10 protein-coding genes are annotated in these 12798 nt (G+C 61.2%); 4 read left to right on the top strand and 6 right to left on the bottom strand.

Annotation, left to right across the window (positions count from 1 at the left end):
* Positions 1–41: 41 nt before the first annotated feature.
* Together AC1RS8_RS01015 and AC1RS8_RS01010 are read right to left on the bottom strand one after the other, a co-directional pair.
* The gene (locus tag AC1RS8_RS01015) at positions 42–1265 is read right to left on the bottom strand and encodes an acyltransferase family protein (RefSeq protein WP_057712278.1); all 1224 of its coding nucleotides are present in this window, start codon (positions 1263–1265) and stop codon (positions 42–44) included.
* Entirely contained in the window at positions 1265–3127 is a 1863-nt protein-coding gene (locus AC1RS8_RS01010) for an O-antigen ligase family protein (protein ID WP_493162149.1), read from the bottom strand. The genes AC1RS8_RS01015 and AC1RS8_RS01010 overlap by 1 nt, the downstream gene beginning before the upstream one ends.
* A gap of 154 nt (positions 3128–3281) precedes the next feature.
* Between AC1RS8_RS01010 and msbA the strand changes: the two genes are divergently transcribed.
* Both msbA and hldE read left to right on the top strand, forming a co-directional pair.
* Complete coding sequence (gene msbA, locus AC1RS8_RS01005) at positions 3282–5084, top strand: lipid A export permease/ATP-binding protein MsbA (RefSeq protein WP_057712276.1); 1803 nt, start codon at positions 3282–3284, stop codon at positions 5082–5084.
* 210 nt (positions 5085–5294) lie between these two features.
* A complete protein-coding gene (gene hldE / locus AC1RS8_RS01000; protein ID WP_057712275.1) occupies positions 5295–6719 on the top strand; it encodes a bifunctional D-glycero-beta-D-manno-heptose-7-phosphate kinase/D-glycero-beta-D-manno-heptose 1-phosphate adenylyltransferase HldE in 1425 nt (474 codons plus the stop codon).
* 182 nt (positions 6720–6901) lie between these two features.
* On the opposite strand, the gene AC1RS8_RS00995 is transcribed toward hldE, so the two are convergent.
* The 4 genes from AC1RS8_RS00995 to AC1RS8_RS00980 all read right to left on the bottom strand — a co-directional run bounded on the left by AC1RS8_RS00995 (position 6902) and on the right by AC1RS8_RS00980 (position 10418).
* Positions 6902–7867 (bottom strand): hypothetical protein, encoded by a 966-nt coding sequence (locus AC1RS8_RS00995; protein ID WP_057712274.1) that lies wholly within the window; start codon positions 7865–7867, stop codon positions 6902–6904.
* Positions 7868–7899: 32 nt separating this feature from the next.
* Complete coding sequence (locus tag AC1RS8_RS00990; protein WP_057712273.1) at positions 7900–8712, bottom strand: aldo/keto reductase; 813 nt, start codon at positions 8710–8712, stop codon at positions 7900–7902.
* Positions 8709–9884 carry an NAD(P)/FAD-dependent oxidoreductase gene (locus AC1RS8_RS00985; RefSeq protein WP_057712272.1) on the bottom strand — a complete coding sequence of 392 codons (1176 nt, stop codon included), beginning with the start codon at positions 9882–9884 and terminating at the stop codon, positions 8709–8711. Before AC1RS8_RS00985 ends, AC1RS8_RS00990 begins: the two co-directional genes overlap by 4 nt.
* A 201-nt stretch (positions 9885–10085) precedes the next feature.
* Positions 10086–10418 (bottom strand): DMT family transporter, encoded by a 333-nt coding sequence (locus tag AC1RS8_RS00980; protein ID WP_150811907.1) that lies wholly within the window; start codon positions 10416–10418, stop codon positions 10086–10088.
* Between the two features lie 102 nt (positions 10419–10520).
* Here AC1RS8_RS00980 and AC1RS8_RS00975 point away from each other — a divergent pair, with 102 nt between their 5' ends.
* The gene (locus AC1RS8_RS00975) at positions 10521–11423 is read left to right on the top strand and encodes a LysR family transcriptional regulator (protein ID WP_191622243.1); all 903 of its coding nucleotides are present in this window, start codon (positions 10521–10523) and stop codon (positions 11421–11423) included.
* 11 nt (positions 11424–11434) lie between these two features.
* Complete coding sequence (gene waaA, locus AC1RS8_RS00970; protein ID WP_489339640.1) at positions 11435–12727, top strand: lipid IV(A) 3-deoxy-D-manno-octulosonic acid transferase; 1293 nt, start codon at positions 11435–11437, stop codon at positions 12725–12727.
* The last annotated feature ends 71 nt before the right edge of the window (positions 12728–12798 follow it).

Below are 12798 nucleotides of genomic sequence, written 5' to 3'. Positions count from 1 at the left end.
AAGGCGGGGCATTGTCCTCGGAGGCATGCCCCGGAAACGGCTCAACGTTGTTGAGCTGTTTCCTCTGGAAGTTCTTTCCTCGGCTTCCTGTTCTGGCGCAACCAGTGCAGGGTTTTCTTGCCGGCATTGATACCGGGCTTTTCGATGTACAGGTAAGCCAGGCTGCTGATGATGATCAGCAGGCAACTGCACACGGCCAGCAACGGCAGGAAGACCCAGGCTTGCCGGACATCAAGGTGCAAAATCGGCGGTAGTCGCTGCACCAGTACCCAGAGCACGAAACCGTGCAGCAGATACGTGCTGTAGCTGATTTCCCCCAGCCAGCGGATGCTGCGTGGTCTCAGGGCGCCGAACAAGGTATTGCCGGACGCCACGATCACAAAGAACAGTGAAAGCAGCAGCAGCGCCCCCAGGTTGAATGCCCGGTTGAACGCCGTAAAGGCGATCGCCAGCGCGAGCAGGGCGACGATGCCCGCCAGTGGAGACAGGCTCCAGGCGACGCATTGTGGACGGCGAATCCAGTACGCCGCAGCGATACCGCCGAGGAAGCTGGCCAGGAAGTGCTTCTTCAGCGAGTGTTCCCAGCCGACAACCTGGTACAGGGTATAGATGCCGATCAGGCACAGCACCGTCTGCATCCAGCCGCCGCGATAAATGAACACCATGGCGGCCAGTGGCAGGGCCAGGTAGAAAAACAACTCGTACCCCAGCGTCCAGGTGACGTTGGAGATCAGCATGCCGGTCTGGTGGTACTGGTTGACGTCTGGCCGGTCGAAGATCAGCCAGGCCAGGGTCTGGCCAATGAGTTGGGTGCCGGAGTCCTTGAGTTCCCAGTCCTGCAAATAGAACACACAGACAAACACGGTCAACATCAGCGGCAGGTAGAGCGGGTAGAGGCGAAACAGCCTGGATACCGCAAATGCCAGCCAGTCGTGCTGCCGTCCGTGGGTGAGCAAGCGGTTCCAGAACAGAAAGCCGGTGATCATGAAAAAGAGGGCGACGCTACCCTGGCCGAGCTGCGAGTAGAAGTTGCTCGGTGGAAAGTCGATCACGCCGGTTTTCAGAAAGATCCAGGTAATGATCGAGTGGTGCACGAACACGCCGAAGGCCAGATACCCGCGTAAGCCGTCGATGCCGGCAAAGCGGCTTTCGCCCCAATGCTCCAGCTCTCGGGGGATTTTCGGCACGCTGCGCAACAGTAGCGCAGCGGTCGCGATGGCGAGCAGGTAGGCCGCCATCGCGATAAGCGGGTTGGTTTCTGTCATCAGTGAGCCTGGGCCGGAGGACTACCGGCCAGCACGTGCCTGTGCAATTTATCCACGTCGGCTTTCGAGGCCGTCGCGGCGTATCCCAGCAGCAGTGCTTCGAAGTGATCCTCGAACAACCAATGCCGATCCGATGCATAGCGCTGCATGTGGCGCAGATTACGCCGACGCAGGGAAGGGCTCAATGCCGAGGGGTAAATTCGCAGGTCGGCCAGGTCGATCAGGCCGAACTCGCCGTCCTCCAGCACCAGCACATTGCCCAGGTGCAGGGAGCGGAAGTAGACCCCTTGCTGGTGCAGTTGAGCCATGAATTTACCGAAGCGCTCCACCAGTGCCTGGCGCACCGCCGGGGCGGTGATGCCTTGCAGGATCTGGCGCAGCGTGTTGCCTGGCAACGGGGAGTAATGCACGGCGGTGCTGCCGTCTTCGAACCGGTAAAGGTCGAGGATGTGCGGTGTCGGGATGCCCATGCCGCGCAGTTGCACGCTATTGACGGCAAACCGATCGGAGTAGGGCGTGAAACTGCCCGAGGTATACCAGCGACGGCGACGGAACAGCTTGAGAAAACTGCCATCGGTCAGGCGCAGGACCTTTGGGCCCAGACCATCCTCTTCGATGACCCTGGCATCGGCAGTCAGCTGTTGCAGGGCGCTTGGTGTCGCCGTCTTGATCGGCGTGTCCAGCAGGCGCCGGGCACGTTGATTGATGCTCAATGCGGCAATCAGCGCCAAGGGGATCCATAGCAGGAACCAGTGCTCCTTGGGGCGAGAGATGATCCCGCCACCTTCAGTCAGGCCTGCACCGATACCGAAGGCCAGCCAGGCTGAGGCGATGATAAACAGCGGTTGCACACGATGGCGCCGGCTGCTGATGAAGCTCCATACAACAAAGAACAGCCATGGCAGCAGGCCGATAATGCCGACGTAGTAGAGCACGCCCAGGGCAAAGCTATGGGGTTCCTGAAGGTTGTAGCCTACGCCGGGGTCCAGTCTCAGTGCGGCGTTGTAACCGTGCCCGATCCATGGGTGTTCAGCGATCCGGTTCAGGGTCAATTGCCAGAGCTCGATGCGGAAGGAGCTGCCTCTTTCGAAGATTTTGTCCGCAAACAACGCGAAAGTCGCCGCACCGGCGAAGAACATGGCGCCAAGCATGAAGACCGAGCGTCGATTCCAGCAGATGAAACACAGCCATAGCGCCGCCAGCGTCAGTGCAACCAGTGGGGTCCTGGAGCCGGTGGCCAGCACTGCGGCAAACATGATCGCCATCGCCGGTACGCTCAGCCAAAGTACCTGGCGTCGCTTGCAGGTCATGCTCAGGCTCAGCCAATAGGTACAAAAAAAGCCGAAAACGTGGGAGCTGAGCAGTGGATTGTCGAATGCGCCTACACCGATCAAGCGCATTTCCGGTTGGTAGATCTGGTCGAACCTGTACAGGTTGTAGGCAGAGATGACCAGTGCCACCGTTGCGGCGCAGAACAGCAGGGGCTGGATGATTTCGCTGCGAAAGCGCACCAGCAGGTAGCAGCCTACGAACAGCAACAAGGTGTGCAATGGCGGTTTGAACTGGCCAAAGTCGATGTCGTCGTCTGGCCTCCAGCACAGGCTGAGCAGTGCCCACGCCATAAATAGCAGGGCTGCAATGACGATCGGCTCGCGCAGCAACTCTTTGCCGAGCCGCGGCCGCAGGCACAGTGCAAAGAGTGCCGGAATGCTGAACAGGCCATAATAAAGCTTGTGATGCACACTGCGCCCCGGCAGGAAAAACAGCGCACAAAGCAGGAACAAATAACCGAGCGGAAGGATCCACAAACAAATGAAATCGAAGATTCTGTTGGACGTGCTGTTCAAAACGTTTAATTGCATGCTGGGTAACTTATTCCTGAATTGAGCGATCATACCAAGGCAGGGACATCTGGTGGCTGTTTGACGCGCCACAATACACAGACTGTATGCGATTGCCAGAACCCTGGGGAAGCTGTGGTAAAGTCAGCGTCCTTTTCATCGACATTCGCGTGATATGACCGACTCCAGTCTCTGCGCAAGCCCATCGAGCTTGAAAATCTACTTCCGCCTGCTCGGCTATGTCCGGCCGTATATCAGCCTGTTTCTGATCAGCATCGTCGGTTTTCTGATTTTCGCTTCGACACAGCCAATGCTGGGCTACATTCTCAAGTACTTCGTCGACGGTCTATCCAATCCTGAAGCGGTGCTGTTTCCAACAGTGCCCTACCTGCGGGATCTGCAACTGCTGCAGGCGGTGCCATTGTTGATCATCCTGATCGCCGCGTGGCAGGGGTTGGGGTCGTACCTGGGCAACTACTTTCTGGCCAAGGTTTCCCTGGGCCTGGTCCATGACTTGCGGGTCCAGTTGTTCAACAACCTGCTGGTGTTGCCAAACCGGTATTTCGACAAGCATAACTCGGGGCACCTGATTTCACGTATTACCTTCAACGTGACCATGGTCACGGGGGCGGCAACAGATGCGATCAAGGTCGTAATCCGTGAAGGCATGACGGTGATCTTCCTGTTTGCCTCGCTGTTGTACATGAACTGGCGCCTGACGCTGGTCATGGTCGCCATCCTGCCGTTGATCGCCCTGATGGTGCGCACGGCCAGCAAGAAATTCCGCAAGCAGAGCAAGAAAATCCAGCTGGCCATGGGGGACGTGACGCATGTGGCGTCCGAAACAATCCAGGGCTATCGCGTGGTGCGCAGCTTCGGCGGTGAAAAGTACGAAGAGAAACGCTTCTTCGATGCCAGCCAGGGCAACACCGACAAGCAATTGCGCATGACCCGCACCGGCGCCATCTACACGCCGTTGCTGCAACTGGTGATCTACACCGCCATGGCCGTGCTGATGTTCCTGGTGCTGTTCCTGCGGGGCGATGCGTCGGCCGGCGACATGGTGGCCTACATCACCCTGGCTGGCCTGCTGCCCAAGCCGATTCGCCAGCTGTCCGAAGTCAGCTCGACCATCCAGAAGGGTGTGGCCGGCGCTGAAAGTATCTTCGAGCAACTGGATGTCCAGCCTGAAGTCGATACCGGCACCGTCGAGCGTGATGTGGTCAGCGGTCGCCTGGATGTGCGCAACCTCAGCTTTACCTACCCTGACACCGAGCGTCAGGTGCTCAATGACATCAGTTTCTCGGTCGAGCCCGGGCAAATGGTGGCGTTGGTGGGACGTTCGGGCAGCGGCAAGTCGACCCTGGCCAACCTGATTCCGCGTTTCTATCACCACGACAAGGGCGAAATCCTGATCGATGGCGTCGAAGTGGAGCAGTACAAGCTGTTGAACCTGCGTCGGCATATCGCCCAGGTGACTCAGCACGTGACCCTGTTCAGCGATACCGTGGCCAACAACATCGCCTATGGCGACCTGGCTGGCGCACCCCGTGAAGACATTGAAAAGGCGGCCAAGGATGCCTACGCGATGGACTTCATCGCTCAATTGCCTGAAGGCCTGGACACCCAGGTCGGGGAAAACGGCGTGCTGCTGTCCGGTGGCCAGCGCCAGCGCCTGGCGATTGCCCGGGCACTGTTGAAGAATGCTCCGCTGCTGATCCTCGATGAGGCGACTTCGGCGCTCGATACCGAGTCCGAGCGGCATATTCAGGCAGCCCTGGACCAGGTCATGAAAGGTCGCACCACGCTGGTGATCGCTCACCGCCTGTCGACCATCGAGAAGGCCGACCTGATCCTGGTCATGGATCAGGGGAAAATCGTCGAGCGCGGCACCCATGAACAACTGCTGGCGCAAAACGGCTACTACTCGCGCCTCAACGCGATGGGCCTCGACGCCCCGGCCGAAGACATCGCCTGATCCCGAAAGGGCGAGCCTGGCTCGCCCTTTCGCACTCCCGTCGAAACCGGCCAGCCACTACCGTGACTTTGATGATTTCGCCTAGCGGGTTTATTGCTCAAAAAATGAGCAAAAAATGCTGGCGAATCATCCCGTTGCAGCCACCGCACTAGCCGACACCAACCCTGTGTTAATATCGCGCCCCTGTTCATTCTGTATGTGGGTTGCACCATGAAGTTGTCCATGCCGCGATTCGATCAAGCCCCTGTCTTGGTAGTCGGCGATGTCATGCTCGACCGTTACTGGCATGGTGGTACCTCACGGATTTCTCCTGAGGCACCGGTGCCGGTGGTCAAGGTCGATCACATCGAAGACCGCCCGGGCGGTGCTGCCAACGTTGCCTTGAACATTGCCGCCCTGGGGGCTCCGGCTTCGCTGGTCGGTGTCACCGGCGACGATGAAGCCGCCAACAGCCTGGTCAACAGCCTCAAGGGCGCCGGCGTGCGGGCCATCTTCCAGCGCATTGCGCACCAGCCGACCATCGTCAAGCTGCGGGTCATGAGCCGTCACCAGCAATTGCTGCGCATCGACTTCGAAGAACCCTTCGCCACCGACGCACTGGCGCTGGCCGCGCAGGTCGATGAGTTGCTCGAAGGCATCAAGGTGCTGGTGCTGTCCGACTACGGCAAAGGCGCGCTGAAAAACCATCAGACGCTGATCCAGGCTGCCCGTGCCCGAGGCATTCCGGTGCTGGCCGATCCCAAGGGCAAGGATTTCTCGATCTACCGTGGTGCGAGCCTGATCACGCCAAACCTCAACGAATTCGAAACCATCGTCGGTGGTTGCGCCGATGAGCACGAATTGGTGAGCAAGGGCGCGCAACTGATGCACGACCTGGACCTCGGTGCCTTGCTGGTGACCCGTGGCGAGCACGGCATGACCTTGCTGCGCCCGGATCATCCAGCGCTGCACTTGCCGGCCCGGGCCCGTGAAGTGTTTGACGTGACCGGTGCCGGCGACACAGTAATTTCCACCCTGGCGGCCGCGATTGCTGCGGGTGAGGAGTTGCCCCACGCGGTGGCCCTGGCCAACCTGGCGGCCGGTATTGTGGTCGGCAAGCTCGGTACGGCGGCCATCAGTGCGCCTGAACTGCGTCGTGCGATTCAGCGCGAGGAAGGTTCCGAGCGTGGAGTGCTGGGCCTTGAGCAACTGTTGCTGGCGGTCGATGATGCCCGTGCGCACAACGAGCGGATCGTGTTCACCAACGGTTGCTTCGACATCCTGCACGCCGGTCACGTGACCTATCTGGAGCAGGCGCGGGCCCAGGGCGATCGCCTGATCGTGGCGATCAACGACGATGCATCGGTCAGCCGCCTGAAAGGGCCAGGCCGTCCGATCAACAGTGTCGACCGGCGCATGGCCGTACTGGCCGGCCTGGGTGCGGTGGACTGGGTGATCAGCTTCTCGGAAGGCACCCCGGAAAACCTGCTGAGCGCGGTCAAACCGGACGTGCTGGTCAAGGGCGGCGACTACGGCATCGACCAGGTGGTCGGCGCGGACATCGTGACGGCCTATGGCGGTACCGTGAAAGTGCTGGGGCTGGTGGAAAACAGCTCGACCACCGCGATTGTCGAGAAGATCCGCAAGTCTGAATAATCTGCGGCCACCTGTGGCGAGGGGGCTTGCTGTGGCGAGGGGGCTTGCCCCCGTTGGGTTGCGAAGCGACCCTAAAACCTGCAACTGCGGGGTATCAGGTACACCGCATGCACGGGTTCTCCGACTGCTTCGCAGCCGAACGGGGGCAAGCCCCCCTCGCCACAAAAATCCACGTGATCTTCCTATCGTGCCGCTTTACGCGGCACTATTTTCTTCAGCAACAGCTTGGCCTTCCCGCGTAACCGCGCCAGACCTGAATCCTTCCCCGGCGGGGTCAGGCCCTGCTGCCTCACCCAGTCCTTCCAGCGAATTCGCTCGTCGCGAACCAGCCAGCCTTCCTGTCGGGCAAAACTCTCGGCCAGGTACAGTCCGCGCGTGCTGGCGGGACACAGCTGATCCTTTTTCAAGGTGTAGAGCTCAGCCATCGGGTGGCCGTCCTGCAGGGGCATCAAGTACAGATCGGGGCGCTTGCGGTCGAGGCGGGCGACGAGTTGATCGCCTTCCAGTCGTTCATCGACATGGAACAGGCTCAGGGATTTGGCTTCCTTGGGAACGTCCAGGCGCAAGTCGTAGATCAGTTGCAGTGACGCTGTTGGCAAATGCACGTAAGCCCGCGGACGCTCCATCAGCATCAGGTTGGCGCAACGTACCGGTCGCGCCGAGCCAGACAGTGGCGACAAGCGAAACGGCAGGGCTTCACGGTAATGCAGGGCGGCCGAGTAGGGCGCTGGCAGCCAGGTGTCGTTGAACCGCCCACCGAGCCAGCCTTCCGGGGTTTCCAGCAGGCATTCTTCGGCTATCTCCTGGATCGCCGTGTGCAAGGGCAGATTCAGTTCATGGGCGGGCACGTAACCGGAGATCAGCTTGAGCACCACATCGCCACGGTCCTGCCGGCGTTGGCGCACCAGCACCCAATAGTCGCGATTCTGCCAATGCAGGGTCAGGCGCACCGAAACCCCGAGGTTGGCCAACTCCAGGGCAAACCGTTCGCTGTCGCCAACCGTCACCGGCCGACGACGTTGCAGAGTCTGGGAAAAATTCAGCGGCCTGCCGACGCTCTGATAAGCCAGGCCTTCGGGGGTCGCTTCGACGAATAACGGCAGGGTCTTGAAGTTGCTCGGGTTCTTTCTGATGAGCGTACGCGACATGTCGGCTCCTGCTTAAGGCCGCGTGGGCGGCGTCAGTGGCTACGTAGGACCTGGGCAACGGTCGCGACATTGTGGGCGAGGTGCAGCGGATTGATGGTCCCGACAATAGCACTGGCAACACCCGGATGTTCAAACAACAACTCGAAACTGGCGCGCACCGGATCCACGCCCGGACTCAGGCAGACATGACCACTGGCGAGGGCTTTCTTGACCAGAATGGCTTTGCCGTGTGCAGCAGCATAGTCAATGACGGCCTTCTCGTTTTGTTCGTTCAGATTGTAGGTGACCATCGCGCAATCGCCTTGCTCCAGTGCCTTGAGGCCACCGTCGACGGTTTTGCCGGAAAACCCGAAACCGCGAATCTTGCCTTCGGCCTTGAGCGCAGCGAGGGTGTCGTAGACTTCGCAGTCATTGAGGATCGCCAGGTCGTTGCCATCGGAGTGCACCAGCACCAGGTCGATGAAGTCCGTTTCCAGGCGGTGCAGGCTGCGTTCCACCGACATTCGAGTGTGTGCGGCGCTGAAATCGTGACGGGACTGGCCGTCGGCAAACTCCTCGCCGACCTTGCTGACAATCACCCAATCCTGACGCTGACCGCGCAGCAACGGGCCGAGGCGTTCTTCGCTGCGACCATAGGCCGGGGCGGTGTCGATCAGGTTGATGCCCAGGTCGCGGGCGAGTTTGAGCAGCCTGCGTGCTTCATCGTCATCGGGAATCTGAAAGCCGTTGGGGTACTTCACCCCTTGGTCGCGGCCCAGTTTCACGGTGCCCAGGCCCAGGGGTGAAACCAGCAGGCCGGTGCTGCCCAACGGGCGATGCAGGTCGTGCAGGGTCGGTTGGCTCATGGCAGCAGTTGCTCCCAGGCCGGTACGCCCATCGGCGGCTTTGGCAGTTCAGGCAGTGCTGCCGGGTGGCTTGGCTGGATACCGTCGCGGGTCAGGCTGGCGATCACCCGGTCGGCGAAGTCCGGCGCCAGGGCGAGTTTTGTCGGCCAGCCCACCAGCAGTCGGCCTTCCTCGGCCACAAAGGCGTTGTCGGGACGGGTCAGGCCTGATTGCAGCGGTTCGGCGCGATCCACGCGCAAGGTCGCCCATTGCACTGTGCTCAGGTCGATCCATGGCAGCAATTGACCTAGTTCTTTCTGTGCGGTGGCGATCTGCTCGGCGGGCTCACGGGTCACGCCTTCGGATTCCGCGATATCTCCGCCCAGGTACCAGACCCATTGGCCATCTGCCGCCGGGTGCGTGGTCACGGTGATGCGCGGTTTGGTGCCACCACCCAGGCAGTGGGCGTACAGCGGTTTGAGGCTTGGCCCCTTGGCGATGATCATGTGCAACGGGCGGCGCTGCATGGCGGGCTGGCTCAGGCCCAGCGTTTCAAGCAATGCCGCGGTTCCGGCGCCGGCGCTCAGGACGATGCGTTGGGCACGGATCTCGCGCTCGTCCACCTTCAGGCCGACCAGCACGCCGCCTTCGAGCAGCGGCTCGATCTTCTGCCCGGCGAGCAAGCCATCTCCGGCCAGATCGGCCAGGCGCTGGATCAGGCTTGGCACGTCGACCACCAGTTCCGCCAGGCGATAGACCTTGCCCTTGAAACGTTTGTCTTGCAGGGCTGGCGGCAATTGCTCGCCCTTGACCTGATCGACGCGGCCGCGCACGGCTTTGCTGGCGAAGAAACTGGTGAGGTTGCCGGCGAGGGTGCCAGGGGACCAGAGGTAATGGGCTTCGGACAACAGGCGCACCCCGGACAGGTCCAGTTCGCCGTCGCCAGCCAAGGCTTCACGCCAGCGGCGCGGCATGTCGGCGATGGCTTCCGAGGCACCGGTCAGGGCGCCATGCAGCGCGTATTTGGCGCCCCCGTGGATGATGCCCTGGGACTTGACACTCTGCCCGCCGCCGAGGCTGGCGCTTTCCACCAGCACGGTCGAAAAACCCTGGCGACGCAGGCGCGCATTCAGCCAGAGGCCGGCGACACCAGCGCCGACAATCAGCACGTCGGTGGAAATAACGGATGGCATTCGGCGACCTCTGTGTTCAAGACGAGGGCGCAGTATACAGACTCGAAGATTGGAGGGGCTGATGCCAGTGCTCTCGAGCCAACGAGTAACCCTGTGGGAGCGAGCTTGCTCGCGATAGCGGTGGGTCAGTCAACATTGATGCTGAATGCCATGCCGTCATCGCGAGCAAGCTCGCTCCCACAGGGGATCGTGTTTCGAGCTCTAGTGCCCGGCAGTCTTGGAGAAGAGCTGGATGACCACAACGCCCAGCACAATCAGCGCCATCCCCATCATCGCCGGCACGTCCAGCTTCTGCCCATAGATAAACAGGGCCGCGACGCTGACCATCACGATTCCCATGCCGGCCCACACGGCGTACGCCACGCCCACCGGAACGCTGCGCACCACCAGGGTCAGCATCCAGAAGGCGATCCCGTACCCGACGATGACCAGCACCAGTGGCAGCGGGGTGCTGAAGCCTTTGACCGCTTTCATCGAAACAGTGGCAATCACTTCGGCGCAGATGGCAATGGCCAGGTAGTAGTAAGCGGTCATGGGTCAATCCTCGTGTGAAGTGTTGCTCTCTGAGGTCGGCATTCTAGAGATTCGCCAGATGCGGTAAAGTCATTACCTATCTGTTTGAGAGATGGGTTGGCCATGAGCATGCAATGGAATCTGGAGCAGCTGCGGTTGTTTGTGAGCGTAGCGGAGCAGCGTTCGTTTTCTGCTGTGGCGCGCGATCAGCGCAAGGCGCAGTCGGCAGTCAGCAGTTCGATAGCGTTGCTGGAAGAAGACCTGGGCGTCAGCCTGTTCGACCGCAGCAGCGGCCGTCAGCCGAAACTCACTGAAGCCGGCACGGCTTTGCTGGACGAAGCGCGGGAAGTGTTGCGCCAGTGCGAACGGCTCAATGGCCGGGCGCTGGCGATGATGCGCGGGCAGGAAGCTCGACTGCGTGTGGCACAGGATGAGGCGATGCCTTATCAGCCGATCATCGAAAGCTTCGAAGCCCTGGCGGAAAAATTCCCCAGCCTTGAAGTGCAACTGACCAGCGCCGCCCAAGGCGATGTCGCGCGCAAGCTGGTGGAGCGGCGCGCCGATCTGGGGTTGCTGTTCTTTCACGATCAGATTCCCGAGGCACTTGAGCGGCGGGTGCTGGGCAGCGTGGAAATGGTCACGGTGTGCGGCAAGGATCATCCGTTGGCGCGCAAGGGCGCAGTGGACGGCCAGCAACTGGCGCAACATCGGCAGTTGCTGATGTCCACAGAGTCGAGCATTTATCCCGGCAGTGATCCGGCCAGCCCGCAGGTCTGGCGCGCCGACAGCTTCTATGTGATGGCCGAATGGCTGGTGCGCGGCCTTGGCTGGGCCTGGTTGCCGCGCCACGTGGTGCAGTACCCGACCTATCAGAACCAGATGGTCGAACTGGTCAGCGAATGGACCCCGCCGGCCCTTGTGGTGGAACTGGTATGGCGCCGGGATGAACCGCTCGGTCCGGCCGCGCGCTGGCTCGCCGAACGTTTTGCCGTGCACTTGCAGACGATAGGCGAAAAAAGCCGATAAACTCCGCCGCCATGAATAGAACTCTCTACACCGCGCTGTTTTATCTGGGGCTGCCATTGGTAGCGATTCGGCTTTGGCTACGCGCGCGCAAGGCGCCGGCGTATGCCAGGCGCATCGGCGAGCGCTTTTCCTACGGGATACCGACGATGAAACCGGGCGGCATCTGGGTGCACGCCGTGTCGGTGGGCGAAAGCATTGCGGCCGCACCGATGATTCGCGCCTTGCTGGCGCGTTATCCGAATCTACCGATCACCGTGACCTGCATGACCCCGACCGGTTCGGAACGCATCCATGCGCTGTTCGCCAATGAGCCGCGCATCCAGCACTGCTATCTGCCCTATGACCTGCCTTGCGCTGCCCGGCGCTTCCTCGATCGGGTCCAGCCGAAATTGGCGGTGATCATGGAAACCGAACTGTGGCCCAACCACATCCATCAATGTGCCAAGCGCGGGATCCCCGTGGCGTTGGCCAATGCGCGGCTGTCCGAGCGTTCGGCCCGAGGTTACGGCCGGTTTCCCAGGCTGACCCAGCCGATGCTGGCCGAGATGAGTCTGTTCGCGGTGCAGACCGAAGCCGAGGCCCAGCGCTTGCGCGACCTGGGCGCGCGGACGGAAACCGTCGAAGTGACCGGGTCGATCAAGTTCGACCTGACCATCGACCCGCAACTGCTGGAGCGCGCCGTTGAGTTGCGCGGGCAATGGCAGGCGCTGGAACGACCGGTGTGGATCGCGGCCAGTACCCATGACGGCGAAGACGAGGTGGTGCTGGCGGCCCACCGTCAGTTGTTGGCCAGTCACCCCGATGCCCTGCTGATTTTGGTGCCGCGTCATCCTGAGCGCTTCAATTCGGTGTTCGGGTTGTGCCAGCAACAAGGGTTTGCCACGGTCCGGCGTTCCAGCGGCGATGCGGTCAGTGCGAATACTTCAGTGCTGCTGGGCGACACCATGGGCGAGTTGCTGTTTCTCTACGCCCTGGCGGACAGCGCATTTGTCGGTGGCAGCCTGGTGCCGAATGGCGGGCATAACCTGCTGGAGCCGGCGGCCCTGGCTAAACCGGTGTTGAGCGGTCCGCATCTTTTCAACTTCCTCGAAATCGCCGCGCAGTTGCGCAGTGCCGGGGCGTTGCAGGAAGTGGAAGATGCCGAAGGGCTGGCGGTGGCGGTGCAGCGACTGTTCGAACTGCCGCGAGATGCGCAGCGCATGGCTGAGGCCGGGTTGACGGTGATGCGCACCAATCAGGGGGCGTTGCAGCGGTTGCTGGATGGGTTGGGGCGGTTGATCGACAAGTCTTCAATTCGCCGCTGATCCTGTGGGAGCGAGCTTGCTCGCGATGGCGGCTGTACATCCAACACCTAAGGTGCCTGTCAGTCAGCTAT

The sequence above is a fragment of the Pseudomonas sp. GW821-FHT12A04 genome (genome assembly GCF_058807755.1).
This window is presented reverse-complemented; position numbering and strand designations above follow the sequence as displayed.

Bases quoted from the DNA above. Each gene is read 5' to 3' on its own strand.
- AC1RS8_RS01010 (WP_493162149.1), bottom strand. From the start codon at position 3,127: ATGCAATTAAACGTTTTGAACAGCACGTCCAACAGAATCTTCGATTTC.
- msbA (WP_057712276.1), top strand. From the start codon at position 3,282: ATGACCGACTCCAGTCTCTGCGCAAGCCCATCGAGCTTGAAAATCTAC.
- AC1RS8_RS00985 (WP_057712272.1), bottom strand. From the start codon at position 9,884: ATGCCATCCGTTATTTCCACCGACGTGCTGATTGTCGGCGCTGGTGTC.
- AC1RS8_RS00990 (WP_057712273.1), bottom strand. From the start codon at position 8,712: ATGAGCCAACCGACCCTGCACGACCTGCATCGCCCGTTGGGCAGCACC.
- waaA (WP_489339640.1), top strand. From the start codon at position 11,435: ATGAATAGAACTCTCTACACCGCGCTGTTTTATCTGGGGCTGCCATTG.
- AC1RS8_RS00980 (WP_150811907.1), bottom strand. From the start codon at position 10,418: ATGACCGCTTACTACTACCTGGCCATTGCCATCTGCGCCGAAGTGATT.
- AC1RS8_RS00975 (WP_191622243.1), top strand. From the start codon at position 10,521: ATGAGCATGCAATGGAATCTGGAGCAGCTGCGGTTGTTTGTGAGCGTA.
- AC1RS8_RS01015 (WP_057712278.1), bottom strand. From the start codon at position 1,265: ATGACAGAAACCAACCCGCTTATCGCGATGGCGGCCTACCTGCTCGCC.
- hldE (WP_057712275.1), top strand. From the start codon at position 5,295: ATGAAGTTGTCCATGCCGCGATTCGATCAAGCCCCTGTCTTGGTAGTC.
- AC1RS8_RS00995 (WP_057712274.1), bottom strand. From the start codon at position 7,867: ATGTCGCGTACGCTCATCAGAAAGAACCCGAGCAACTTCAAGACCCTG.